Annotated in this window: 20 protein-coding genes, 1 pseudogene and 2 riboswitches; of the genes and pseudogenes, 4 read left to right on the top strand and 17 right to left on the bottom strand. The window is 68.6% G+C overall.

From position 1 onward, the window contains the following. Window positions 1-47: 47 nt before the first annotated feature. Together ABIC35_RS04865 and ABIC35_RS21700 are read left to right on the top strand one after the other, a co-directional pair. Entirely contained in the window at window positions 48-347 is a 300-nt protein-coding gene (locus ABIC35_RS04865) for a hypothetical protein (RefSeq protein WP_147425874.1), read from the top strand. A 1,239-nt stretch (window positions 348-1,586) separates the two neighbouring features. After that, window positions 1,587-2,600 (top strand): annotated as a pseudogene (locus ABIC35_RS21700) (IS30 family transposase). An 884-nt stretch (window positions 2,601-3,484) separates the two neighbouring features. Here ABIC35_RS21700 and ABIC35_RS04845 read toward each other — a convergent pair. Genes ABIC35_RS04845 through cbiE form a run of 8 tightly spaced genes read right to left on the bottom strand, consistent with a single transcriptional unit; the run spans window position 3,485 to window position 9,522 of the window. Further along, window positions 3,485-3,895 (bottom strand): DUF1636 domain-containing protein, encoded by a 411-nt coding sequence (locus tag ABIC35_RS04845; RefSeq protein WP_121077168.1) that lies wholly within the window; start codon window positions 3,893-3,895, stop codon window positions 3,485-3,487. 17 nt (window positions 3,896-3,912) lie between these two features. Further along, window positions 3,913-4,557 carry a 5,6-dimethylbenzimidazole synthase gene (bluB, locus tag ABIC35_RS04840; RefSeq protein ID WP_121077166.1) on the bottom strand — a complete coding sequence of 215 codons (645 nt, stop codon included), beginning with the start codon at window positions 4,555-4,557 and terminating at the stop codon, window positions 3,913-3,915. Further along, complete coding sequence (gene cobO / locus ABIC35_RS04835) at window positions 4,554-5,156, bottom strand: cob(I)yrinic acid a,c-diamide adenosyltransferase (RefSeq protein ID WP_121077164.1); 603 nt, start codon at window positions 5,154-5,156, stop codon at window positions 4,554-4,556. Before cobO ends, bluB begins: the two co-directional genes overlap by 4 nt. Continuing rightward, on the bottom strand, window positions 5,153-5,890 hold the full coding sequence (gene cobF / locus ABIC35_RS04830; RefSeq protein WP_121077162.1) for a precorrin-6A synthase (deacetylating): 738 nt from the start codon (window positions 5,888-5,890) through the stop codon (window positions 5,153-5,155). Before cobF ends, cobO begins: the two co-directional genes overlap by 4 nt. After that, a complete protein-coding gene (locus ABIC35_RS04825) occupies window positions 5,887-7,203 on the bottom strand; it encodes a cobyrinate a,c-diamide synthase (RefSeq protein ID WP_121077160.1) in 1,317 nt (438 codons plus the stop codon). Before ABIC35_RS04825 ends, cobF begins: the two co-directional genes overlap by 4 nt. Beyond that, the gene (cobM, locus tag ABIC35_RS04820; protein ID WP_121077158.1) at window positions 7,200-7,985 is read right to left on the bottom strand and encodes a precorrin-4 C(11)-methyltransferase; all 786 of its coding nucleotides are present in this window, start codon (window positions 7,983-7,985) and stop codon (window positions 7,200-7,202) included. The genes ABIC35_RS04825 and cobM overlap by 4 nt, the downstream gene beginning before the upstream one ends. Next, the gene (locus ABIC35_RS04815) at window positions 7,982-8,329 is read right to left on the bottom strand and encodes a cobalamin biosynthesis protein (protein WP_121077156.1); all 348 of its coding nucleotides are present in this window, start codon (window positions 8,327-8,329) and stop codon (window positions 7,982-7,984) included. The genes cobM and ABIC35_RS04815 overlap by 4 nt, the downstream gene beginning before the upstream one ends. Then, window positions 8,326-9,522, bottom strand: coding sequence for a precorrin-6y C5,15-methyltransferase (decarboxylating) subunit CbiE (gene cbiE / locus ABIC35_RS04810; protein WP_121077154.1), 1,197 nt, complete (start codon window positions 9,520-9,522; stop codon window positions 8,326-8,328). Before cbiE ends, ABIC35_RS04815 begins: the two co-directional genes overlap by 4 nt. On the opposite strand from cbiE, the gene ABIC35_RS04805 reads away from it, so the two are divergent. Beyond that, on the top strand, window positions 9,521-10,279 hold the full coding sequence (locus tag ABIC35_RS04805) for a cobalt-precorrin-6A reductase (RefSeq protein ID WP_121077152.1): 759 nt from the start codon (window positions 9,521-9,523) through the stop codon (window positions 10,277-10,279). The two genes, cbiE and ABIC35_RS04805, sit on opposite strands and share 2 nt — an antisense overlap. Here the strand turns inward: ABIC35_RS04805 and cobJ are convergent. The 9 genes from cobJ to ABIC35_RS04760 all read right to left on the bottom strand — a co-directional run bounded on the left by cobJ (window position 10,246) and on the right by ABIC35_RS04760 (window position 21,781). Continuing rightward, window positions 10,246-11,004: a precorrin-3B C(17)-methyltransferase gene (gene cobJ, locus ABIC35_RS04800; protein ID WP_121077150.1), complete on the bottom strand. Its 759-nt coding sequence runs from the start codon at window positions 11,002-11,004 to the stop codon at window positions 10,246-10,248. The genes ABIC35_RS04805 and cobJ overlap by 34 nt on opposite strands. Continuing rightward, a complete protein-coding gene (gene cobI / locus ABIC35_RS04795; RefSeq protein ID WP_121077148.1) occupies window positions 11,001-11,726 on the bottom strand; it encodes a precorrin-2 C(20)-methyltransferase in 726 nt (241 codons plus the stop codon). The genes cobJ and cobI overlap by 4 nt, the downstream gene beginning before the upstream one ends. Then, window positions 11,723-12,352, bottom strand: coding sequence for a precorrin-8X methylmutase (locus tag ABIC35_RS04790; protein ID WP_121077146.1), 630 nt, complete (start codon window positions 12,350-12,352; stop codon window positions 11,723-11,725). The genes cobI and ABIC35_RS04790 overlap by 4 nt, the downstream gene beginning before the upstream one ends. Further along, window positions 12,352-13,476 (bottom strand): cobalamin biosynthesis protein CobG, encoded by a 1,125-nt coding sequence (locus tag ABIC35_RS04785; RefSeq protein ID WP_121077144.1) that lies wholly within the window; start codon window positions 13,474-13,476, stop codon window positions 12,352-12,354. Before ABIC35_RS04785 ends, ABIC35_RS04790 begins: the two co-directional genes overlap by 1 nt. Then, a complete protein-coding gene (cobN, locus tag ABIC35_RS04780) occupies window positions 13,473-16,751 on the bottom strand; it encodes a cobaltochelatase subunit CobN (RefSeq protein ID WP_121077142.1) in 3,279 nt (1,092 codons plus the stop codon). The genes ABIC35_RS04785 and cobN overlap by 4 nt, the downstream gene beginning before the upstream one ends. A 12-nt stretch (window positions 16,752-16,763) precedes the next feature. Then, window positions 16,764-17,801 (bottom strand): cobalamin biosynthesis protein CobW, encoded by a 1,038-nt coding sequence (gene cobW, locus ABIC35_RS04775; protein WP_121077140.1) that lies wholly within the window; start codon window positions 17,799-17,801, stop codon window positions 16,764-16,766. A 183-nt stretch (window positions 17,802-17,984) separates the two neighbouring features. Further along, a riboswitch (cobalamin riboswitch) is annotated at window positions 17,985-18,205 on the bottom strand. Between the two features lie 25 nt (window positions 18,206-18,230). Further along, window positions 18,231-19,217 carry a HoxN/HupN/NixA family nickel/cobalt transporter gene (locus tag ABIC35_RS04770; protein ID WP_354278382.1) on the bottom strand — a complete coding sequence of 329 codons (987 nt, stop codon included), beginning with the start codon at window positions 19,215-19,217 and terminating at the stop codon, window positions 18,231-18,233. Window positions 19,218-19,427: 210 nt separating this feature from the next. Further along, window positions 19,428-19,645, bottom strand: a riboswitch (cobalamin riboswitch). Beyond that, window positions 19,635-20,948, bottom strand: coding sequence for a DUF5690 family protein (locus ABIC35_RS04765; RefSeq protein ID WP_121077137.1), 1,314 nt, complete (start codon window positions 20,946-20,948; stop codon window positions 19,635-19,637). Its footprint overlaps the riboswitch before it by 11 nt. Window positions 20,949-21,022: 74 nt before the next feature. Next, window positions 21,023-21,781, bottom strand: coding sequence for an acid phosphatase (locus tag ABIC35_RS04760; RefSeq protein WP_121077135.1), 759 nt, complete (start codon window positions 21,779-21,781; stop codon window positions 21,023-21,025). A 175-nt stretch (window positions 21,782-21,956) separates the two neighbouring features. On the opposite strand from ABIC35_RS04760, the gene ABIC35_RS04755 reads away from it, so the two are divergent. After that, the gene (locus ABIC35_RS04755; protein WP_121077133.1) at window positions 21,957-23,801 is read left to right on the top strand and encodes a putative bifunctional diguanylate cyclase/phosphodiesterase; all 1,845 of its coding nucleotides are present in this window, start codon (window positions 21,957-21,959) and stop codon (window positions 23,799-23,801) included. The last annotated feature ends 78 nt before the right edge of the window (window positions 23,802-23,879 follow it).

Here is a 23,879-nt window from a genome sequence, read left to right as displayed (position 1 = left end):
GGGAAACGGTCATTGCGCAGAACGCGCTCATCAAGCATCTCAGCTACATGAACATGAGTCGTGCTCGGTACGCCCCCGCGCTTGGGACGGCGATCCTGTTTGCCGGACCTCCCCTGCTCTCATATCCGTTTTTAGCGGCATGGGGGCAGGCAGGTAATTACGGCAACCCATTCAGCGTCTGGCTTTATCCTGTGCTCCTGCTCTCGATGGTTGCTGGCTGCACCGACTTCATGATGCTTCGATTCCGAACTTCCACCAAGCTGCTGATGCTGCTGTTCTACATTCCGTCTGTCGCCATCGCGCTGTTCGCGTGGTCTTATTCGTGGTGCAGCCTCTGCGATTTTTAACCCCGGGATCATGTCCGTTTCTGGGGCGGAAGCGGACCGGCAGCTTCTCCATCCGAAGCGGAATGGCCGCTCCTGACCTAGACGCCGCGCTGAGCGGCTGAAGATGGGTGGAAAGCGGACGGTCCTCTCAGCGCGTTGAAATGACTGCTACGACCAGTAACAGCCCGAAGGCTGCGAAGATTGCAACGGAGCAGCCGAACAGCTTAGGTTCTCTGTCCCTCCGCGCAATTAGCCTTCCGCGCCACGCAACTCCGGCAGTGACGCCCTTCCAAAGCGATAGTGCGACTATAACGAAGCAGACGGTGGCGACTGCGAGAAATTGCCATGCGGTCCATTCCATACGGTTTCTAGGACACCGTTTTCGAATGTTCGCAAGTGGGCGTCAGCGGACCGGCTGTAATTTCATCCGAAGCGGACCGGCAGCTCCTGGCGCGGGCGCGGCGCTGAGCGGCTGGAAATGGGTGGAAAGCGGACGTTGCCGATTAGTAGTCAGTGATCATCACGAATGCGTAAATACTGAAGTTAAGGCCAGTGATGATTCCGGCGACGGCAAAAAGCGTCGCAGTAGCTATGTAGAGCCATTTATCCTGAGAATAAGAAAGAGCTCTCGTGCGACCCGGCAGGCTCTTACCAAGCACCACAGCCCTATACAGGGTGATCCAACAGTATAAAGATAAGCAGCCCTGCGACCAAGCAGCCAAGTGGAAAGCCATCCGTTCACCCTTCATTTTCCGGGAGCATCGTAGGCGAGCTTGCTCAACAATTTGGAAACGTGCTTCTGCACTCTAGCCTGCCTTGAGAGCGCTCGAGATCGCCTCTCGGTGGAGCGGCTAAAAACTCCATCACCACGCCCTGATCGTCGGACAACGGATGGGCGTTCCAACGCAACGTCCGCAACTGGGGCGAGAACGGACAGGCTGCTTTCTCCGCGGAAGCTGCCGTCGACGCCCTACCCGATAGCACGACCTGCATAGTTGAGGCGGTGTGACCGGGCCCACTGCGTGCGCAGCGGGTCCGCGGACAGGAGCCTGGAGTTCGGGGCAGCAGCGGGGGCAGCGCTGCGCTATGAGGAGGGCTCCACGCAGCCCCCGCTGCCACCGGAGTTGTGCCATTTCTATCTGGCTGCGGAATGTGCCTTTTCTAACTGGCGGCAACAGGTTTATGGTGTGGGCGGATTCCAAATCGAAGCGCAAAAACCTAGGCAATCTGCGGTGTTCAGCCGCTTGTGGGTTTCGCAGCATGCGCCATTATCGGCGTCTGAATCTGGACGAACGGCGACGTCTCTATCAGCTTCGGCAGTCCGGCAGAAGTGTCGGTGAGGCTGCGACGGAGCTTGGCCGGCACGTGTCGACCGTTTACCGGGAGTTGAAGCGGAACCGGCACCTGAATGACGAGGCGATGTTCCGCGGCTATTCCCGACGCTTGCGAATGACAAGGCAGCGGCGCGCCGGCGCCGAGGACTCAAGATTTCGCGGAATTTGCCCTTGGCCGCCTATATCCGGGACCGCCTCGAGGCGGCTTGGTCTCCAGAGCAGATCGCCGGCTATCTGCGTCGGCACCGCACCGGATCGGGGAACGTCTGCCACGAGACGATCTACCAGTACGTCTACAGCGAGGACGGCAAGCGCCAGCAATTGTGGAAGCTGCTTCCGATGGCCAGGAAGAAGCGACGATCGCGTTATGGGCGGAAGCCGCGCGCCGCTCGCATCCCCGAGGCGAACACCATTGCCCAGCGCCCGCCGGAGATCGCCGAACGGAACAGCTTCGGTCACTGGGAAGGCGATCTGATCGTCTTCGCGCGGTTCACGGAAAAGCAAACCTCACCACGCTCGTCGAGCGGCGCAGCCGCTTCACGATCCTGTGCCCAAACCCGAGCAAGCACTCGACCGAGGTGATCACCGGCATCGAGCGGCGTCTTCGCTCCCTTCCCCCTCCCCTCCGACGCCCCATCACGTTCGATCGTGGCACCGAGTTCGCAAGATATCCTAGGCTCGCCAGCACGCTGAACATCGTGTCCTACTTCTGCAAAGCCTCAGCGCCGTGGCAGAAAGGCAGCGTCGAGAACACCAACGGCCGCATTCGGCGGTTTCTCCCTTCGACACCGACATCACCGCGATATCTGACCGCCAGCTTCAAGGCATAGTCGATCGGCTGAACAACACGCCTCGGAAGTGCCTTGGCAATCAAACTCCGCAGGAGGTCTTGAGCCAGCAGTTGGTCCCTTCGTCGCTATCCGCTCCGGTGGATCCATGACCGGAAGGCGACGAAAGGCCGACAGGCAGCTTTCGCTCAGTTGCGGACATTCAAACCACTATTATAAATTGGCGCGAGCAACGGCAAACGAGAGATTGATGAATAGAGTGGCAGCGATGCGCGGGTGGCGGCCATGATAATATCTTTCCTCTATATGCTGATGCTCCTACCGCATTTAGGAGGCGTCGAGCTAGATTCCTTTCGTTTCCCTTGGTTTCTTGGCGCCTTCTTTGTTGCCATATCTTGGATGCCGCTCTGGGCTTTGTATCGGCGGTTCAATCGGGATAGCATTTTCCCCGTCGTAATGCTGTCGTTTGCGCCTCTGGCTCTCTTCGGAGTCTTCTTCAGCGTGCTCTTCGCAAACGCCTGACAAACGTCCGCTTCCCGCCGATCTCGGACGCCCCCGACGAGGTTCGCGCTAGAAGCGGCCGTTGGCCTGCGACCGGCGGCGAATGACGGCTTCTGGCTCGGCCGCTAGGCCGAATGACCGAGAGCGGTGGAAAGCGGACATGGGAAGGCCACCGATCCCTTGACCGGCGTCGGCCTTTTGATTTGAACCTTACAAGAAGCGCGTAGGATGATATGAAGGACGCGAGCCAGCGGAAACTGCGTCGTCACTTCGGGTGGTCGCGCGCCTAGGTCCGCTGGCTCACCTTCACATTTGAGCGAAGACACTTCAGACCGTCCGGTAGTGGGGCGCGAGCTGCCGGTCAGCTTTCTCTGCCGAAGCTGCCATCGAAGCCCTTCCCGATAGCACGAGCATCAGCGGCTGATGCGGCGTGACCGAGCCCGCTGCATGCGCAGCGGGTCCGGGGAAAGGAGCCGGGAGTGTGGGGCACCAGCAGGGGCAGCGCTGCGCTACGAGGATGGCTCCGCGCAGCCCTTCAGCTCTCCACAACCTGGGCCGCTGGCGGCACACGGACGATGAAATGACCTTTCACGCCCTGTGGCCATTGCGCAAACGGCACCTTGCCGTGCTCGCTGGCCGCGTACGCCACCGCGTAGTCGAGGATGGCCCGAGCAGCGTCGATATCCGGGGTGAAGCGTCCCAGCACATAGCCGACCTTGTCCGGCGCGCGCAGGTGGATCGTGCAGTGCTCATTGCAGGCGAACAGGCACGGCATCTGCTGGATCGCGATCCCGGCATAGCGCGGGTCTGCGTCGCGGGTCTCCGTCAACGCGTCGGCAAGCACGGCGCCGCCACGACGTCCCTGCCCGTCCTCCCGCGCCTCGGCGCTGAAGCGGCAGGTGTTGCACACGACGATCGCGGGGCCGTCTTCAACCGGGGTAAGCATGCAGGTCTCCTGATGGGTCAGCGTTCGAACAGCCGGTCGGCGAGCGGCTCGCGGGCCTGCCATCCACGGCGTTCGAGTTCGGGGATGTCGGAAGGTGCCTGGGGGTAGCCGAGGCACAGCAGGGCGATCAGCGTCCAGTCCGGCGGCACGTCGAGCAGGGCAGTCACGGCGGCGGGATCGAGGATCGACACCCAGCCGAGGCCGATGCCGCGCGCGCGGGCCGCGAGCCACAGCGTATGGATCGCGGTCACGCAGGAGTAGCGCAGCATCTCCGGCATGGTGGCGATGCCGAGGCCGTGTCCCGCCGCCGGGCGCTCGTCGCAGAATACCGCGAGCAGTTCGGGTGCCTCGCGCAGGCCGTGGAGCTTGAGCGCGCGATAGGCGTCGCGCCTCCCCGCCTCCGCATAGCTGGCAGCAGCACGGGCGTTCTCTGCGTCGACATGCCCCGCCAGCGCCGCGCGCAGCTCCGGGGTCCGCAGCCGCACGAACCGCCAAGGCTGCGCGTTGCCGACCGAGGGCGCGAGGCTCGCCGCTTCCAGCAGCGCGGTCATTTCCTCCGCCGGGATGGCGCGCGTGTCGAAATGGCGCACGTCGCGGCGCCAGTGCAACAGGGTGTCGAACTGGCGGAGGAAGCTTGCGTCGAAGGCGGGGGCGGTGGTCAGAACTCGATCCCCTTCTGCGCCTTCACGCCCGATCGGAACGGGTGCTTCACCTGCGTCATTTCAGTGACCAGATCGGCGGCCTCGATCAGCGCTTCAGGGGCGTTGCGGCCGGTGACGATCACGTGCTTCATCGCTGGGCGCGCTTCGAGCGCCGCCAGCACCTCGTCGAGCGGCAGATAGTCGTAGCGCAGCGCGATGTTGAGCTCGTCGGCCAGCACCATGTCGTAGGACGGATCTGCGATCATCCGCTTCACCTCGTCCCACGCCGTCCGCGTGACGGCGATGTCGCGGGCGCGGTCCTGCGTGTCCCAGGTGAAACCCTCCCCCATCGGCTTGAACTCGACCTGCTCGGGGAAGGCGTCGAACACCGCCTTCTCGCCGGTCATCATCGCGCCCTTGATGAACTGGACGACGCCGACCTTCATGCCGTGGCCGATCGCGCGGACGACCATCCCCATCGCCGCGCTGCTCTTGCCCTTACCCTTGCCGGTATGGACGATGAGGAGGCCCTTCTCCTCGGTCTTGGTCTCCATCATCGAGGCGCGGGCGGCCTGGATCTTGCGCATCTTCTCGGCATGCGCGGCGTCGTCGCGGTTCATTGGGGATCCTTTCGCAGGAGGTACACGTCCATGATCCAGCCATGGCGGGCACGGAGGTCGGCACGGGTCGCGACGATGCGCGGCCCGGCCTCGGACAGTGGACCGTGGTCGAGCGCCTGCTGCGGCATGCCGAGATAGGCGCCCCACCAGATGGTGATGCCGGCGGGATCGAGCGTCTCGAAGGCGCAACAGCCGTCGAGCATCACGACCAGCGTGTCGGCGCCGGGCGGCCAGCCATGGCTGCGCAACAGCCGGCCGGTGGTGATCGTCACCGCGCCCGCGAGCGGGTTGAGCGGGATGGCATGCGCGGCGGTGAGCGCATGGATGCTGGTGATGCCGGGCACCACGCGCACCGTCACCTCGGGCAACCGCGCGGCGATCCGCAGCGTGCTGTCGTAGAGCGACGGGTCGCCCCAGACGAGCAGCGCGACCTTGCCCCCGCCCGGCAGACGCGCGGCGATGGCCCCGCGCCACGCATCCGCAATGGCGTCATGCCAGGCATGGACCGCCTGGACATAGTCCTCCCCCGCCCGCACCGGCATGTCGAACCCGGCGATCGGCACCGGCCGGGTAAGGACCGCGGCGCAGATCGTCTCGCGCAGGCCGGCGAGATCGGGGGCATTGTCCTTGCGCGGCACGAGGATCAGGTCGGCGGCATTGAGCGCGGCGATCGCCTCGCCGGTCAGGTGCGCCGGATTGCCGGTACCGATGCCGATCAGCTGGAGCGCGATCATGCCGCCGCCGCGATCAGGTGGAAGAAGCTGCCGGTGACGTGCCCCCGCACCGAGCCGGTCTCGGGGACGGCATTACCCTCGGCATCGGCGACATCGGCGAGCGGCGCATCGGTCTGCGAGACGATCGTCGAATAGTGGAACTCGTGGCCGGTGAGCCGTGCACCTGCAGGCACGGCGGCAACCGGCGCAAGGAGCGTCGCCTGCCGATAGCCGAGATGCATCCGCCGCTGGGCATGGCTGGTGACGAGCCCGAGCAGACCCGCCATGCGGTGCGTCTCGCCGGCCTTGTCGACCAGCGCCTCGCCCAGCACCATATAGCCGCCGCACTCGCCGTGAACCGGGCGATGCTCGGCATGGGTACGGAGGCCGGAGAGGAACGTCTCGGCCGCCGCGATCGTGCCGGCATGGAGCTCGGGATAGCCGCCGGGGAGCCAGACGAGGTCGGCAGCGGCATCGGGCGCCTGATCGGCGAGCGGCGAGAAAGGCAGGATCTCGGCCCCTGCCCGCCGCCAGCCTTCGAGCAGATGCGGGTAGAGAAAGGAAAAGGCCGCGTCCTGCGCGATGGCGATGCGCTGGGCCGGTGGCGCCGGCAGCGCGGCGCCCGCGGCCGCGTCCGACCGCGATGTCGATGCTGCGGCCGCGCGCAGGGCGCCGAGGGCGACATGCTCACGCAAGAACGCCGCATAGTCGGTGATGGTGCGGTCGAGGTCCGGATGCTCGACGGCCTGTACCAGCCCCAGGTGCCGCTCCGGCAGGACCAGATCGGCGCGGCGCGGCAGTGCGCCCAGCACCGGAATGCCGGCCGCCTCCATCCCGGCCCGCACCAGCCGCTCGTGGCGCGGGCTGGCGACGCGGTTGAGGATCACCCCGGCGAACGGCACGCTCGGATCGAGCCGGGCAAAGCCCAGCGCGGTCGCCGCGGCGGACTGTGCCTGTCCCGAGACATCGACCACGAGCACCACCGGCCAGCCATAGCGGCGCGCAAGCTCGGCGGTGGCGCCGGTACCGCTCGCCCCTGCCCGCGCGACGCCGTCGAACAATCCCATCGAGCCCTCGGCCAGCACGAGGTCGGCTTCATCCGTGTCGCCCGCGAGCGCATCGAGCAACCCGGCGTCCATCGCCCAGCTGTCGAGATTGTACGAGGACCTACCGCTCGCCACGCGGTGGAAGGCCGGGTCGATATAGTCGGGCCCGTTCTTGAACGGCGTGACGGCAACGCCCGCCTCGCGCAGCGCGCGCAGCAGGCCCAGCATCACCGTGGTCTTGCCGGTGCCCGAGGCGGGCGCGGCAATGATCAGGCCGGGCACGCTCATTCGGCACCGCCCGCGAAGCGCGAGGACGCGTCCTGGGGGCGGAAGCGCCGATCATAGCCGGCAGCGTAGAGACTGCTCTCGGCGAAGTCCTCCGCCGCCAGCACCCGGCCGACCAGAATCAGCGCGGTGCGCTCCATGGTTCCAGCCACCGCCGCCTCGATCGTCGCCAGCGTCGCGCGCACGAACCGCTCGTCGGGCCAGCTTGCCCGCCACACCACCGCGACGGGGCAATCCGCGCCATAGGCAGGCAGCAGATCGGCGACGAGCGTTGCGAGATTGTGGATCGACAGGTGAATGGCCAGCGTCGCACCGGTCGCGGCGAAGTTGGTGAGGCTCTCGCGCGGCGGCATGCGGCTTGCGCGGCCGGGGGTGCGAGTGAGGACGAGGGACTGGCCGAGCTCGGGCAGGGTGAGCTCCACCTCCAGCGCGGCGGCGGCGGCAGCGAAGGCGGGCACGCCGGGGGTGACGGTGAACGGGATGCCGAGCGCGCGCAGCCGCCGCAGCTGCTCGCCCATCGCCGACCAGACCGAGAGGTCGCCGGAATGGAGACGCGCGATGTCGTGGCCGGCGGCATGGGCAGCGACGATTTCCGCGAGGATTGCGTCGAGGTCCATCGGTGCGGTGTTCACGATCCGGGCCCCGGGCGGGCAATGCGCGAGGATCGCCTCCGGGATCAGCGACCCGGCATAGAGGCAGACCGGGCTCGCCGCGATCAGGTCGCGGCCGCGCAGGGTGAGCAGGTCGGGCGCGCCTGGGCCGGCGCCGATGAAATGGACGGTCATGCGGGAACTCCTTCGGCGATGGCGCAGGTCGCCATTCGATCGGGGGAAATCTGGCGGGTGACGCGCAAGCGGGCGCCGGGGCCGGCGGCGGCGAGCGCCGCGGCTTCGGCGACGCTGCCGGTGCCGTGGGCGGCGAAGCTGGCGGCCGAGCGAGTGGGCGTGGTGATGCTCGCCACCGCCTCGACGGCGAGGATCGGCAGTCCTAGCGCTTCCAGCAGCGGAGCCTTGTCGGCGAGCGTCGCAACATGGGTGACCGGCGGAGCACCCGCCTGCGCCAGCAGTAGCGCCGAACGCAGCGACGCGGCGGTCGCCCCGCTGCGATAGCCGAAGCCGGCAACGATCATCGGGTGACGCTCCACTGCACCACCGGATAGCGCGACCGCCAGCCATGGCGAGTGCCGAGCGGCACCGCATCGGCCAGCTCGATCCGCAACAGGCTGCCACCTTGGCCGCCGTGCCACTGGGCGAGCAGCGCCTCGGACTCGAGGGTAACCGCGTTCGCGACCAGCCGGGTGCCGGTGGGCAGCCGTGCCCACAGCGCTTCCAGCAACGCCTGCGAAAGGCCGCCACCGATGAACACCGCATCGGGCACACCCTCCGGCAGCACGACGGGCGCGCGGCCCAGCAGCACGTTCAGGCGATCCACCCCGAGCCGTGCGGCGTTGGCACGCGCGCGCTCGGCACGCACCTGATCGGCCTCGATCGCGATCGCCCGATTGGCGGGATGCGCGAGCAGCCATTCGATACCGATCGAGCCCGAGCCGGCACCGATGTCCCACAACAGCTCGCCCGGTCGCGGCGCGAGTGCCGATAGCGTGAGCGCCCGCACCGGCTGCTTGGTGAGCTGGCCGTCGGACTCGAACCAGACATCTGGCCGACCACTGGCGAGCGGCAGTACCGCCCCCTCGCCCGCCGGTTCGATGCCGACGGCGACAGGATGCGCGATGTCGTCCAAGGCTAGCGCGTCGGCCCGCACCGAACGGACCCGCTCGCGTGGACCACCGAGCGCCTCCAGAACATGCAGCGTCGATGCGCCGAACCCCTCGCCCGCCAGATAGCTCGCCAACGCCGACACCGCCGCACCGTCGCGGACGGTCACCAGCAGGTGTCGGCCCAGCGCGAGATTTGGTCGCAATTGGGCGAAGGGTGCAGCGTGGAGCCCCAGGCACAGAGTATCCTGGAGCGCCCAGCCCAGCCGCGATGCCGCCAGTGCGAAGCTGGAGGGGGCTGGGTGTGCGATCCATTCTTCGCGGGCGAGATGCCGGGTGACGATGGTGCCCGCGCCAAACCAGAAGGGATCGCCCGAGGCGAGCAGCACCACCCGCCGGCCGCGCTCCGCGAGGAGCAGGGATACGCCCTCGGCGAACGGCACTGGCCATGCGCGCGCTTCGCACCTAAGACCCGGCAGCAGCGAGAGGTGGCGGGTGGCGCCGAAGACCAACTCGGCCTTTTCCAGCGCCGCGCGGGCAGCGGCGGACAGGCCGTCGGCACCGTCCTCGCCCAGTCCGATGATGGTGAGCCAGGGAAGATCAGCCATGCCGAACGTCCTGCTGCTGGGCGGCACCACCGAAGCGAGCGCACTGGCGCGGCTGCTGGCGGACCGCGGCGTGACCGCGACGCTCAGCTATGCGGGGAGGACCGAGGCGCCGCGTGCGCAGCCGATCCCGGTGCGGGTCGGCGGTTTCGGCGGCGCCGAAGGACTGGCCGCGTACCTGCGCGAGGCGCGCGTGACGCATCTGGTCGACGCCACCCATCCCTTTGCTGCAACGATGAGCGCCAACGCGGTCGCGGCAACGCGCTTGGCCGGCATCCCCCTGCTCGCTCTCACCCGCCCCGCCTGGGTGCCGGTCCCGGGCGACCGGTGGACGCGGGTTGCCGATATCGAGGACGCCGTGGCTGCGCTCGCCGGGCCGCCGCGTCGCATCCTGCTGGCGCTCGGCCGGATGCATGTCGCCGATTTCGCGGCGATGCCGCAGCACCACTATGTCCTGCGCTTCGTCGATGCGCCCGCGGTGCCGCCGATCCTTCCGCACCACACACTGATCGTCGATCGCGGCCCGTTCACGCCCGTAGGCGACCGCGCGCTGATGGAGACCCACGGCATCGATCTGGTCGTCTGCAAGAACGCCGGGGGCAAGGGCGCGGAGGCGAAGCTGGTCGCGGCCCGTGCGCTCGGCATCCCGGTGCTGATGATCGACCGCCCCGCGCTGCCGCCCCGCGCCGAGGTGACCGATCCGGCGGCGGTGTTGGAATGGCTGGCTCATGCGCCCGCTCCCACCGAACGCGGGGTATAGAGGATCGGCCGTGCGGTACCCTCGATCCAGCGCGTCTGGCTCGAGCCCACGATCACCATGGTCCGCATATCGGCCATCTCAGGCATCGCCTCGCCGAGCGGCACGATCCGCAGTGCTTCCTCCGGGGTCGAAACGGCCCGAGCGAACAGGATCGGGCGGTCCGGCCCGCAGACGTCCCTCAGCAGTTCCAGCACCCGCGTGAAGCCGTGCGGCCGCGCCTTGGAGCGCGGATTGTAGAAGGCCATCGCGAAATCGGCCTCGGCGGCGAGGCGCAGCCGCTTCTCGATCAGCGCCCAGGGCTTGAGGTTGTCGGAGAGGTTGATCGCGCAGAAATCATGACCGAGCGGCGCCCCTGCCCGCGCGCTCGCGGCGAGCATCGCGGTGATCCCCGGCAGCACGCGGATGTCGAGTGCACGCCATGCCTGCGGCCCGGCTTCGAGCGCTTCGAACACCGCCGCCGCCATCGCGAACACGCCTGGGTCGCCCGAGGAGACCACCACCACCCGCCGCCCCTGCGCGGCAAGATCGAGCGCAAGCGCGGCGCGGTCGAGCTCCACGCGATTGTCCGAAGCGTGCAGCGTCAGCCCCGCGCGCGGCGCCACCCGCGCGACATAGGGGATATAGCCGATGATGTCGGTCGCCCCCGCCAGCGCTGCGGTAACTTCGGGCGTCACCAGCGCTTCGTTCCCGGGACCCAGCCCGGCGATGGCCAGCCAGCCGCTCATGGGCGCCGACCCCGGCCATGGATCAGCAGGATCGAGAAATAGGGCGTGACGCTGGTCGCCTCGGCGAGCGGGGTAACCTTTTGCTCGGGCATCGCCGCATGCTCGACCAGCCAAGCCTCGCCCTCGCGCCCCGCCGCTGTCACCGCCCGGCGCAGCTTGGCGAGATTGCGCCCGATCTTCATCACCACCAGCGCGTCGGTATCGCCGATGCGGCGGACGAGCTCGTCCTCGGGAAGGGTTGCCATCGCGATCGTCAGCACGTCGTCGCCCCAGGTGATCGGCTGGCCGGTGGCGTTCCACGCCCCCGCCATGCCGGTGATGCCCGGCACCACCGCCACCGGCACCTGACCCGAAAGCCGCGAATGGAGGTGCATGAACGAGCCGTAGAAGAAGGGGTCGCCTTCGCACAACACCACCACGTCCTCGCCGGCGCGGGACAGCGCCAGCAGCCGCTCGGTGCACTCCGCGTAGAAGGCGGAGAGGCGGGCATTGTAGCGCGGGTCGCTGAGCGGGATCTCGGTCGTCACCGGATATTCCATCGGCAGTTCGATCGCATCGGCCCGGAGCATGCCCTCGGCGATCCGCCGCGCCTGGCCCGGCCGCCCCGCCTTGCGGAAATAAGCGACATGGCGGGCGCCGCGCACCAGCCGGTCGGCGCGGACGCTCAGCAGGTCCGGCGCGCCGGGGCCGAGCCCGACGCCGTGGATCGTCCCCAGGCTCATTCGGCGCGGCTCGCCAGTGCGTTGACCGCGGCGACGGTGATCGCGCTGCCCCCCAGCCGCCCCTCGACGATGCAGCACGGCACCGGCGGCGCGGCCCAGAGCGCCGCCTTCGACTCCACCGCGCCGACGAACCCCACCGGGCAGCCGATGATCGCAGCGGGCCGCGGACACGCCGAATCCTCTAGCATGTTGAGCAGATGGAACAGCGCGGTCGGCGCATTGCCGATCGCCACCACCGCCCCCGCCAGATGGGGCCGCCAAAGCTCCAGCGCTGCGGCAGAACGGGTATTCGCCATTTCCTTCGCGAGCGTGGGCACCTGTGGGTCGTGCAGCGTGCAGAGCACGCGATTGTCCGCAGGCAGCCGCGTGCGCGTGATCCCCTCGGACACCATCCGCGCGTCGCACAGGATCGGCGCGCCCTCGGCCAGTGCCGCCCGGGCCGCCCGTGCGAAGCCGGACGAGAAGCGGATGTACGGCGCCAGCTCGACCATCCCGGCGGCGTGGATCATGCGCACGGCCACCGGCTCTTCCTCGGGGGAGAAGCGGGCGAGATTGGCCTCGGCGCGGATCGTCGCGAAGGACTGGCGGTAGATGGCGGCGCCATCGGTTTCGTAAGCGTACGGCATCAATTGGTTCCGAAAAGGGTAAGCAGCGCGTCGGACGTGAGCCCGACATGGATGGGGGGCGCCCCTGCGCGAGCGCCGAACGCGAGATCGTATCGGCCCTCACGCCCGGTCACGACCACGTCCGCCGCCTGCGCCCGCGCGCAGCCCTTCGCGCAGCCTGAGACGTGCAGCCGTCCGGAGACCAGCGGCACGAGTTGGCGGGCAAGGGTACGTGTCTCGACACTCGCCTGCGGACAGGCGGGCGCGCCGACACAAGCATCGATGCGCAGCAGCGGATGGGCGGGTTCGGTGACCAGTCCAGCCCTGTTCAACCCCGCACCTTCGACCAGAAGAATACGCCAAGGGGTTATCCGGACGCCGGTCATCTCGGCACCGAGCGCATCCGCCAGCGTGCTCGCGTCCAGCTGACCGAACAGGACGCCGAGCGCTGCGCCAAGCGGATGCGGGCCCGGCGCGATGGGCTTCTCCGGCACCGCCGGTGCGAGGCGCTCGCTTGCCCAGTCCGGCAGCGGCGCGGCATGTCGGGCCACCCGACCGTAGACGGCGCCCCCGGTATCGACGAACCAATGCGCCAGCCGGACGAGCCCGGCGGCTTCGTCTCCGAACGCGACGGGCGCGCCGTTCGTGCGACCATCCGCGCGAAGCAGCAGTCTACCCTGCGCATCCCGCTCGATCCGGAAGTCACCCGGCGAGTCCGTCAGCTGCGGCACGGGCCCTGCATCGATGACGAACCCCATTTTTCCTGGCAAAGCGGGCAGCGCGTCGAGCCTCGCAAGCAGATCGTTCGCGATGCGAAGGGTGTCGTCGCCCGCGCGCCAATCGGGCGCCACCAGCACATTGCGGCGCTTCTCCGTTTCCGGATCGGCGTCGACGAGGTCGAGTGCGATCAGCCGCTCGACCAGCGTTTGCCATGCCGCTTCGGTAACCCCACGAACCTGCAGGTTACCGCGGCTGGTCAGGTCGATCAGCCCGTTGCCATGTACCAGCGCCGCGTCGCATAGGCCGAGCAGTTGCTCGCGCGACAGCCGGGCGAGCCGCGGCTTCACCCGCACCAGCAGCCCGTCACCCGCCGCCATCGGCCGCCACGCATCCGGGCACCAGCCACGCACCGCAAAGCCGCTCATGCCGCGCCTCCGAGACCGGCCAGGATCGAGTTGCGGCGGGTCCGCCAGAGCCCCGCCGTGTGCAGCGCCGCGAACCGCGCTTCCATCGCCGCGAGCGCCGCCGGGTTCTCGCGGGCGAGGAAGTCGCGCACTTCTGGCTCGCCGAGCGTCGCGTCATGGTAGAGGTCGAACAGCTGCGGCGGCACCGCAGCGGCGAGATGCGCGAAGGCGCCGAGATGGTCGAGAGTCGCGGCAATCTCCGCTGCGCCCCGGAAGCCATGGCGGCGCATGCCGGCGATCCAACTCGGGTTAGCCGCGCGCGATCGGACGACGCGAGCGATCTCTTCTGTCAGCGGCCGCGCCACGGGTTTCGCCGCATCGCGGGCATCGAGATGGTAGAGCACGGCCGAACCGCCGCTCAGCGATTTGGCGGCGGCGAAGCCGGCCTCATGCGCGGCATAGTCGGCCGCGAGCAGCAGATCGGTTTCGGGCAAGTCCTGCAGGTGCACGAACGCATCGGCACTGGCCACCCTGGCGCGAAGCCCCATCGGATCGGCCAGCGCTTCCCGCCCGTCGAACGCATGATCCGAAGCGGCGAGCCACGCTTCGCCCGCCGCGCGCCGCGCCGCTTCGGTATAGGTCTCGCCCACATCGCCCATGCCGAGGCCGTAGCTGCCCGGGCGCGGGCCATAGACGCGCGGACCGGCGTCCCTGCCGGCGAAGGGGTTCCATTCGGGCGCTTCTTCACGCGCTGCCAATGCTCGCACGGCCTGGCCAAACAATTGCGGCAATGTGGGGAAAGCGTCCCGGAACAGTCCGGACACGCGCAGCGTCACGTCGATCCGCGGGCGGTCGAGCATCGCCAGCGGGAGGATCTCGACGCCGGTCACCCGTTCCGAGGCCGTGTCCCAGACCGGCGCGGCGCCGAGCAGATGCAGCGCCATTGCGAACTCCTCGCCGGCGGTACGCATCGTCGCCGAACCCCAGAGGTCGACAACCAACCCCCTGGGATAGTCGCCATGATCCTGAAGGTGGCGGCGGATCAGCTCGCTGGCGAGGACGATGCCCTGCGCATGCGCCGCACGGCTGGGCACGGCACGCGGATCGATCGTGTAGAGGTTGCGGCCGGTCGGCAGCACGTCGGTGCGCCCGCGAAAGGGCGATCCCGAGGGCCCCGCTTGGACCCGCTTGCCGGCGAGCCCCGCGAGGAGGCCGTCGCGCTCTGCATCCCCGCAAGGGCCGCGACCGAAGACATGGAGTCCGTCGCCGAACTGGCCTTCCTTCACGTCGCAGACGAAGCGGTCGATCCGAGTGATCGCTTCGGCACTGCTAGTGACGCCGTTCAGGCCCAGCTCGGCCTCGAGCCCGACCGCGCGTGCCTCGTCGCGAATGGCGCTCTGGAGGCGATCGCGGCGAGCAGGATCGAGGCCGACGGCGTTGGAAAATTCGTCGAGCAGCGTCTCGATCCGGCCCAGGCCCGCGCCGGTTCCGGCTGTCTTCAACGCGGGCGGCAAATGGCCGATCGTGACGGCGCCGGTGCGCCGCTTGGCCTGCGCCGCTTCGCCCGGATCGTTGACGATGAAGGGGTAGAGGATCGGCAGACCGCTGGTGAGCGCTTCCGGCCAGCAGGCGTCGGAGAGTGCCACCGCCTTGCCAGGCAGCCATTCGAGCGTGCCATGTGCACCGATATGGACGAGGGCGTCGATGCCCTGCGCCCTCATCCACAGGTAGAAGGCGACATAGCCGTGCCTGGGCACTCGGCCGACATCGTGATAGCTATCCTCGCGCGTCGCCGGATCGCCGCGTTCGGGCTGAAGCGCGACCAGCATTTCGCCGCTTCGGATCGCGGGGAAATGAAAATGCCCGTCGCGGCATGCGGGGTCGGCTTCGGGCGTCCCCCAAGCTGAGTCGAGGGCCGTGCGCAGCGGTTCGGGAAGCGCTGCGAGCACCTCCCGATAGGCTGGAAGCGGCCAGGCTAGCGTTTCGTGCTGCAGCCGATCGGCCAGCGCATCCAACGTCTCGCCAAGATCAGCCGCGATCGCTTCGGCCGAGGCAAGCGCGTCCAGGCCGACGGCGTGCGCCAGCTGCCATGCCTTGCCGGGATAGGTGGAGAGCACGAGCGCCACGCGCTTTTCCGCTAAAGGCTTTGCGGCAAGCTCGATCCAGCCGGCAACGCGTGCGACGATTGCCTCGATTCGCTGCGGTTCGGCGCAGTGGACCGCGCGTGCGAAGCCCAAGGCCTCATCCCGCGCCTCGGCTTGCTTGAAGCTGGCAACGCCGGCGAAGACGCGGCCGTCGAGCTCGGGCAGGACAACATGCATCGCCAGGTCGGCAGGTGACAGACCGCGCTCCGCGCTTTTCCAAGCGTCGCGAGGCGCAGTGGCGAGCGCGACCTGGAACACAGGCACGCCGGCAGCGTCGAGCGGCGACCGGCCCTGCTCGTCGCGCGCGGAGAAGGCGGTGGCGTTGACGATCGCGGCAGGGGCAAGGTCGCGCACCCATTGCTCCACCTGCGCGCGGGCGTCCGGTGCCTTGAGGGAGGGTACGAAGATCGACAGCGTATCGAAGCCGGCGCGCTCGAAGGCGGCGTGGAGCGCCTCGAACGGGCCCACATCGCAGGCGGCGAGATAGGAGCGGTAGAAGACGATCAGGACCAGCGGCTGCCCCGTGCGCCGCCACGGGCACGCTTCGGGGATCCGCAGCTCGCCGCCACCGGGCTGACAATCGGGCGGACGAAAAGCACCTAGCGCAGGGTGCCAGACACCGAATGGCGGAAGCGTGACATGTGTCGAAGGCTCGGCCGCATGGAGGCCCGCCATCCCTGCCAACACGCCCAGTGCGGCGCGCGCCGCCGGGGCCCCGCCCGCGTCACAAAGCTGCGCGAGCTCTCGCAAGGCTCCGATCGGCACCGTCGACGCGGCATCCAGCCGTTCGTCCGGTCGCCCGTCCGCCGGAAGCACTGCGAGCGCGATCCCCCGTTCGCGCGCCAGCGCCTCCACCTGCTGGAGGCCGTAGCTCCAATAGGGCGTGCCGCCGATCAGCCGGATCAGGATCGCCTTCGCGCCCGACAATGTCCGCTCGACATAAGTGTCGACCGACAGCGGGTGCATCAGCGCCGCCAGGTTGGCCAGCCGCAACGAGGGCAGTTCCCCCTGCCCACCACGCCATGCCGCCGCGAACGCGCCGAGGTCGCTGTCGGAGAACGACAGCACCACCAGATCCGCAGGCGCCTGCCCGAGGTCCTGGGGGGCGGCGTTCTCCTCCAGCCCATGCGTTTCGCGGAACAGGACGTGCATCGCCCTTTTGCCTCAGCCCGCCAGCACCGCGCGGAAGGCCGCGGGATCGACATGGTCATGCTCGGCGATCGCGACCAAGGCGGTGCCGCGCGGCTCGCCCGGACGCCAGGGGCGGTCATATTGATGCCGCACCCGGCCGCCGACCGCCTGGACCAGCAGCCGCATCGGCTTGCCGGTCACCGCCGCATAGCCCTTCACCCGCAGCACCTTGTGCTCGCGCGCCAGTCGCTCGATGCGGGCGACCAGCTCGGCCGGATCGGCGATCTCGCCGAAGGTGACGACGGTGCTGTCGAAATCCTCATGTTCGTGGTCGTCGGCGCCGTCATGATGCGAGGGCCTTGCAGCGAGGTCGTCCTCGGCGGCGGCACCCAGCCCCAGGATCACGCGCGGATCGATCGCGCCCTCGCGGATCTCGACCACCGGCACCGGCCGCGGCGCTTCGGCGGCGATCACCGCGCGGGCGGCGGCGACGCCCTCCGGCCCGGCGAGATCGACCTTGGTCAGCAGCACCATGTCGGCGCAGGCGAGCTGGTCCTCGAACACTTCGGCGAGCGGCGTCTCATGGTCGATGCCGGGGTCTGCCGCCCGCTGCGCCTCCAGCGCGACCAGATCGGGCGCGAAGCGGCCCTCTGCCACGGCTTCGGCATCGGCCAGCGCCAGCACGCCGTCGACCGTGATGCGGCTGCGGATGGCGGGCCAGTCAAACGCCTTGAGCAGCGGCTTGGGCAGCGCCAGGCCCGAAGTCTCGATCAGGATGTGGTCGGGGCGCGGCTCCAGTGCGAGCAGCCGCTCGACCGTCGGGATGAAGTCGTCGGCGACGGTGCAGCAGATGCAGCCATTGGCCAGCTCGACGATGTTCTCGGCCGGGCAATCGGGGATCGCACAGGATTTGAGGATCTCGCCGTCCACGCCCAGCGTGCCGAATTCGTTGACCACCACCGCCAGCCGACGCCCCTCGGCGTTCTGGATCAGATGGCGGATCAGCGTCGTCTTGCCGGCGCCGAGAAAGCCTGTGACGATGGTAACGGGGACCTTGGCCAGGTCGGTCATGCATGTCTTCCCCCGCGCCGGAGCGAACAGGCGGGGCTTGCCGGAACGAGTATCCGGCCGGCGCGCGACGACGGGCGGGCGCGAAGATCGCCCGGCACCACGCGACCGTGCAGCCCCAGCCGCACAGCTTCGTCGCTCGAACGGAAGCAAGACCGTGCCGCGGCCATCCCCTGGACCAAGGCAAGAGCGACCGTTGCGCCGGCAGGTCTCCTGGCTTGCGGGTCACGGCACGCTGCACGCCTTCCCAGGCCCTTCCGGCCCAGTGGTTGCCTCTCGCTGGAGGCCAGTGCATCGCGCTATCCGCTCACAGTTGCAGGGACAGCCGCGGATTTGGGGAGCAGGCTCCCCGCACCGCATTCCCGATTAAGCCCCATATCCGGGGCACCGGCGCGATCTTTGCGAAGGCTACGAAGCCTTCGACCAAGGGCTCTAGACCCGCACCTCGATCTCGTCCAGCCTCTGCCAGCGATAGATGGCGAAGCTGACCAGCCAGCAGGCAACGAACAGGCCGATGATCGCGAAGCCAAGCCCGTTGAAATGTGCGCCCAGATCGGCGGCAAGGCCGAACGCGCCGCCGCTCCACCCCATCTTTTCGCCGACGAGCGCCAGCGTCTCGATCCCGCCGATCACGATCGCGACCAGCGCCGAGATCAGCGTGATGGTGACGTTGTAGTAGAGCTTGCGGATCGGCTTGACGAACGCCCATTGGTACGCGCCGAGCATCACCACGCCGTCCAGCGTGTCGACCAGCGCCATCCCCGCCGCGAACAGCGCGGGCAGCACCAGCAGCGTGCCGAGAGACATACCATGCGCCGCCTGTCCCGCCGACATGCCGAGGATCGCCACCTCGGTCGCGGTATCGAAGCCCAGACCGAACAGGAAGCCGAGCGGCGCCATGTGCCAGCTCTTCCCGACCAGCCGGAACATCGGCCCGAACAGCTTCGACAGCGGCCCGCGCGAGCCGAGCAGCAGGTTGAGGTCGTCCTCGACATAGGCGCCGCCCGCGCGGACGTGCTGAAAGGTCTTCCACACCGCGCGCAGGATGATCAGGTTCATGCCGGCGATGGCGAACAGGAACAGCGCCGAGACGGCGGTGGCGATCACCCCGCCCACTTCCTTGAACGCCCCCATTCCCGCCAGCGCGCCGGTCGCGAGCGCGATGCCGGCGGAGGCGATGGCGATGATGCCCGAATGGCCGATCGCGAACCACAGGCCCGTGGCGATCGGACGCTGGCCGTCGTTCATCAGCTTGCGGGTGACGTTGTCAATCGCGGCGATATGGTCGGCGTCGACGGCGTGGCGCAGCCCCAATCCCCAGGCGAGCAAGGCGGTGCCGAGCATCAGCGGCTGGGCGTGGAACAGCGCGAAGGCCCAGCCCCAGGCGGCGAGATTGGCTGCGATCAGCCCCGCGAACAGCAGGGCCACGCGCGTACGCAAGGCGAGAACGGACAAGATGCGGCACTCCGGCGGCGTCGTGCGACCTGGCCGGGGCCACCGCGAGCGGCCGGCCGCGCACCCCGGCCGGACGCCTGAAGCGACCGAGCCACGCAACCGCGAACGACCCCAGCCGCTCGTGCGTCGCTCAGACGGAGTACACCGTGCCGCGGCCATCCCCTGGGCCAGGGCAAGAGCGACCGGACGCCGGCAGGTCTCCTGGCTCGCGGGTCACGGCACGCTGCACGCCTTCCCAGGCACGATGGCCCAGTGGCTGCCCCTCGGGTGGAGGCCAGTGCATCGCGCTATCCGCTCACAGTTGCAGGGACAGCCGCGGAGTTGGGAGCAAGCCCCCGCACCGCATTCCCGATTAAGCCCCTTGTCAGGGCACCGGCGCGATCAGGCGCTGTTGGTAGGGGAAGCCGGACGGTGGATCAACTGCCGGTCCGTGCCCGCCCGCAGGAAATGCAGGGCCGAGAACAAGGTCAGCCCACCCACCGCCAGCGCGGAGGCATAGCAGCAGGTGATGAAGAAGGGCAGCCACCGCACCTCCGGCGCGCCGAGGGCATGGACGAGCAGCAGCGCCACGCTGCCGACATAGCCCGAGGCATCGGCGATGTAGATCAGGAACCCGGCATTGGCAGCGGTGCCGATCGTGGCGATCATGCGATCGAACAGCATCGCGTTGAACGGGGTATAGGCGAGGTACAGCCCCGCCCCCGCTACCGTCATCCAGGGCAGCGGCGCGAGCAGCCCCGCCTGGAAGGCAAGCGTCGACGCGCCCAGGCACAAGGCGCCGAGCAGGATGAGGACGTGCATCGCCAGCAGCGCGCGCAGATTGTCTCGGATCAGCATCAGCAACGCGAGCGCGGCAAGCGTCAGCAGCGCGATCGGCAGTTCGCTCGCCGAGAACACCGCCGCCTCGCCGCCATAGCCGAGCGCGGTCCAAAGCTCGCGGGCGAAATTGTCGCGCACATCCCGCAGGGCGGTCAGCAGCACATAGCCGATCGCCAGCATCACCAGCGTCGCACCGTGTGCGCGCAGGAAAGCGGCGCGATCGGCGGCCTGCATCGGCACACGGGCGGTGCGCTCGGCCTCGTCGCAGGCATCGGGCGGGGGCAAGCGCTCCAGCTGCCAGAGTGCGATCAGCAGCATCGGCGTGAACACCAGCCCCGTCGTCGCCGGCATCCACTGCTCCGCGACACCGGCCGCCATCAGCAGCACCGCCATCGACTTGACCACGCCAGAGGACAGGATGAAGCTCGCGCACAGCATCGCGCCGAGCAGCTCGGACACGCGGCGCCCCTCGACATAGCTGAACACCAGTCCCCAGATCAGCCCCAGCGGCAGGCCGTTGAAGAACAGGCAGGCGACGTTCCACGGCGCCGGAACCAGAGCGAACAGCACCAGCGCGACCCATGAGGCACCGATCAACCCGAGGATCATCCGCGCCCGTCCCTGCCGACCGGTTTCGGAAATGACCCGAACGCCGATCAGCTTCGACAGCGCATAGCCGATCACCTGCGCGATCAGCAGCGCGGTCTTGTAGTCGATGGCGAAATGCCAGCCGGCGACATCCGCATAGGTCGCCACCGCGAAGGGCTTGCGGAAGGCGTACATCGCGAAATAGGCGCTGAACGCCGCGAGCCCGCCCAGGAAGAGCGTAAACCCCGACGCGGTCCGCGTGGCTCCGCGCGCGCCATCACCGTGCATTGCGATTCCCCATGAAGCGCCGCGCTTGTGGCGAGCCTGCGCGACAGCTTCATGACAGCGAAGTCATACCTGCATCACCAGGGGCGGACGCGCAGTGCCTCCGCTTCGGCTGCGCAGCTTTGTGCATCGGGTCGCGGCGCCGTCGCGCGGAGTCGTGCCACCTCCTGCCGCGCCGCCACAAGATCGCGCTGATAGGCGGACGAGGTCTGGAGCACTGCGAACACCGACGCGCCGGCCATATAGCCCGCCTCCACCGCGCTCTTGCTGTGCGAGCCGCAGATCGCGCGGCTCTCGCCATAGGCCCGGCCGCGCGCGAGAATCGCGGTCGCCTTGTCGGGCATCGCCTCGGCGAGGATCTGCGCCTCCAGCCAGCCATTGGCAGTATGGCCCGAGGGATAGTCGCCATTGCTCGCCAGATGCGCGGTCTTCGCCTCGCAGATCGGCCCGTCCTCGCGCAGATAGGGGCGCGGCACCTGATAGGCGGCCTTGACCTTGCCGACGACCGGGCCGGTCCCCGCCCGTGCGAGCAGCCGCGTCAGCGCGGGCGCGCGCTTGGCATCGAGCACCATGCCCATCGCGCAGGCGTTGCGGTGCAGCGGATCGTTGGTGACGTCATCGGTGGCGATCCGCCAGCGCGGGCTGCCCTCCAGCTTGCGGGTCGCGCGGAACACCGCCATGTCGAGCGCCGCGCCGGGGCTGTCGAGCGAGGGCGGGGGCGGCAGGATCTCCATGCCGTCGGGATATTGCCCCGCCGCGAGATAGGGGGCGGTGTCGCTCGTCTGGGGCGCCGCGATCAGCAGCGAAAGCGCCGCGAAGAAGCCGCCGCGGATCATGCCGGGAGGCCCGAGCGGGCGCCAGGGCCCGAGGTGGAGACGTGGAGCTGGGTGCGCATGCCGCGCCCCCTACTCTGCCGCGTGCCATTCTTCTACGTAGTTCTACAGGCGCCTGCATTATGCTGCAGGCAAGGCCGGTCCGGGCAAGGTGCACGCACTTGCACATGGGGGCGACGTGGACATCTCGCTTCAGAACAACATCTTGGAGCTTGTCGCCAAAGGCGCGGATCTTGCCTCGGTCACCGATCGGCTGTGCCGGGAGGTGGAAGTGCGCCTGCCCGACGTCCGCCCCATGATTCTTCGCGTCGATCTTGCCGGGCGACTCCATCCCGTCGCCGGGCCGAGCCTCCCCGAAACTTATCTAGAGGCGATCGACGGCATGATGATCGGCCCCAAGGTCGGGTCGTGCGGCGCCGCCGCCTATCACGGCGAGCCGGTGGCCAGCACCGATATCGAGGCCGATCCCAACTGGGCCAAATATCTCGGCCTGACCCGCCCGCTGGAGTTGCGCGCCTGCTGGTCGAACCCGATCAAGAATGCGCGCGGCGAGGTGACCGGCGTCGTCGCCTTCTATTACCGCGTGCCCCGCGGCCCCACCCCGATGGAGCGCCGGATCATCCGGGTCTGCCTGCACCTGTGCGCCATCGCGATCGAGCAGGACATCTGGCGCGCCAAACATGTCCGCCGCGCGCAGCTCGACGGCCTCACCGGCCTGCCCAATCGCTCGGCCTTCACCACCTCGCTCAGCGACCTGGATTGTAGCGAACCCGGCGCCTGGGGGCTGATCCTGGTCGACCTCGACAATCTCAAGATCGTCAACGACACGTTCGGCCATGTCGCGGGCGATGCGCTGATCATCCACGCCGCGCGGCGCCTGTCGGAGGCCGCCGCGCCCGATCGGGCTTACCGCTTGGGCGGGGACGAATTCGCGGTACTGGTGCAGAGCCCGGCGGCGCTCGCCGATCCGGCCGAAGCGGCGCGCATGCTGCTCGATGCACTAGCCCAGCCGATCGAGGACGGCGAGCGCAACGTCGTCCCCCGCGCGACCGCCGGCGGCGCGCTGATCGGCGAAGGCGAGACGGCGGAGCAGGTGCGGCTCAATGCCGATCTCGCGCTCTACCACGCCAAGGAAACCGCGCGCGGCAGCTTCGTCCGCTACGTACCCGGCATCGCCACCCGCATGGCCCGGCGGCTGGATGCGATCCATGCGGTGGAGCGTGCGCTCGCCGAGGATCGCCTCCTCCCGCACTATCAACCGCTCTTCGATCTGAAGACCGGCGAGATCCTCGGCTTCGAGGCGCTGTGCCGGATGCGTACCGACGATCGCATCGTCTCCGCCGCCGAATTCTTCGAGGCGACCACCGACGGCAAGGTCGCGGGCGCGATCACCGCACGGATGCTCGAGCGCGTCGCCGCCGATCTGCGCCACTGGCGCGACCTCGGCATCGCCCCGCCGCATGTCGGCATGAACTTCTCGTCGAGCGACTTTCACGGCGCCCGGCTGCGCGAGATGATCCCCGAGACGCTGGCGCGCTACGGCGTCCCGCTCCACCATCTGACGCTGGAGATCACCGAGACCGTGTATCTCGGCCAAGGCGACACCGTCGTGGCGGACACGCTGCGCTGGTTCCGCGCCCAGGGGCTGCTGGTGGCGCTCGACGATTTCGGCACCGGCTATGCCTCGCTCACCCACCTGCTGACCATGCCGGTGGACTTCATCAAGATCGACAAGAGCTTCACCGACCAATTGCTCCAGAACAGCGCCAGCCGCGCGATCGTCGAGGGCGTGCTGCACATCGCGCAGGAACTCGACATGCGGGTGATAGCCGAAGGTGTCGAAACCGAGTTGCAGGCCGAGCGGCTGCGCAGCATTGGCTGCGCCTATGGCCAGGGCCATCTCTTCTCGCCCGCCGTCGGCGTGGAGCGCGCGACCGAGATCCTGCGCGCGGCGAAAATCCCGCCGCTCCCGCAAGGCCGCGCCGCTGCGGGACCGGCACCGGATTCCGCAGTGCTGCACTAGACCAAACGCAAGCTGAAGGGGCTACGAAAAATGGGCCGGAGGATCGCGCCTCCGGCCCAGTGCTTTCCTCCCCAGGAA

The sequence above is a fragment of the Sphingomonas trueperi genome (assembly GCF_040545965.1).
In the GTDB taxonomy this organism is placed as follows: domain Bacteria; phylum Pseudomonadota; class Alphaproteobacteria; order Sphingomonadales; family Sphingomonadaceae; genus Sphingomonas; species Sphingomonas trueperi_C.
The sequence above is the reverse complement of the archived record's forward strand: the minus strand, read 5'-3'. Positions and strand labels throughout refer to the sequence as shown.

Coding starts and splice junctions, on each gene's coding strand:
- ABIC35_RS04865 (WP_147425874.1), top strand. CDS start 48: ATGAACATGAGTCGTGCTCGGTACGCCCCCGCGCTTGGGACGGCGATC.
- ABIC35_RS04845 (WP_121077168.1), bottom strand. CDS start 3,895: ATGCTTACCCCGGTTGAAGACGGCCCCGCGATCGTCGTGTGCAACACC.
- cobO (WP_121077164.1), bottom strand. CDS start 5,156: ATGAACCGCGACGACGCCGCGCATGCCGAGAAGATGCGCAAGATCCAG.
- cobF (WP_121077162.1), bottom strand. CDS start 5,890: ATGATCGCGCTCCAGCTGATCGGCATCGGTACCGGCAATCCGGCGCAC.
- ABIC35_RS04825 (WP_121077160.1), bottom strand. CDS start 7,203: ATGAGCGTGCCCGGCCTGATCATTGCCGCGCCCGCCTCGGGCACCGGC.
- cobM (WP_121077158.1), bottom strand. CDS start 7,985: ATGACCGTCCATTTCATCGGCGCCGGCCCAGGCGCGCCCGACCTGCTC.
- ABIC35_RS04815 (WP_121077156.1), bottom strand. CDS start 8,329: ATGATCGTTGCCGGCTTCGGCTATCGCAGCGGGGCGACCGCCGCGTCG.
- ABIC35_RS04805 (WP_121077152.1), top strand. CDS start 9,521: ATGCCGAACGTCCTGCTGCTGGGCGGCACCACCGAAGCGAGCGCACTG.
- cbiE (WP_121077154.1), bottom strand. CDS start 9,522: ATGGCTGATCTTCCCTGGCTCACCATCATCGGACTGGGCGAGGACGGT.
- cobJ (WP_121077150.1), bottom strand. CDS start 11,004: ATGAGCGGCTGGCTGGCCATCGCCGGGCTGGGTCCCGGGAACGAAGCG.
- cobI (WP_121077148.1), bottom strand. CDS start 11,726: ATGAGCCTGGGGACGATCCACGGCGTCGGGCTCGGCCCCGGCGCGCCG.
- ABIC35_RS04790 (WP_121077146.1), bottom strand. CDS start 12,352: ATGCCGTACGCTTACGAAACCGATGGCGCCGCCATCTACCGCCAGTCC.
- ABIC35_RS04785 (WP_121077144.1), bottom strand. CDS start 13,476: ATGAGCGGCTTTGCGGTGCGTGGCTGGTGCCCGGATGCGTGGCGGCCG.
- cobN (WP_121077142.1), bottom strand. CDS start 16,751: ATGCACGTCCTGTTCCGCGAAACGCATGGGCTGGAGGAGAACGCCGCC.
- cobW (WP_121077140.1), bottom strand. CDS start 17,801: ATGACCGACCTGGCCAAGGTCCCCGTTACCATCGTCACAGGCTTTCTC.
- ABIC35_RS04765 (WP_121077137.1), bottom strand. CDS start 20,948: ATGCACGGTGATGGCGCGCGCGGAGCCACGCGGACCGCGTCGGGGTTT.
- ABIC35_RS04760 (WP_121077135.1), bottom strand. CDS start 21,781: ATGATCCGCGGCGGCTTCTTCGCGGCGCTTTCGCTGCTGATCGCGGCG.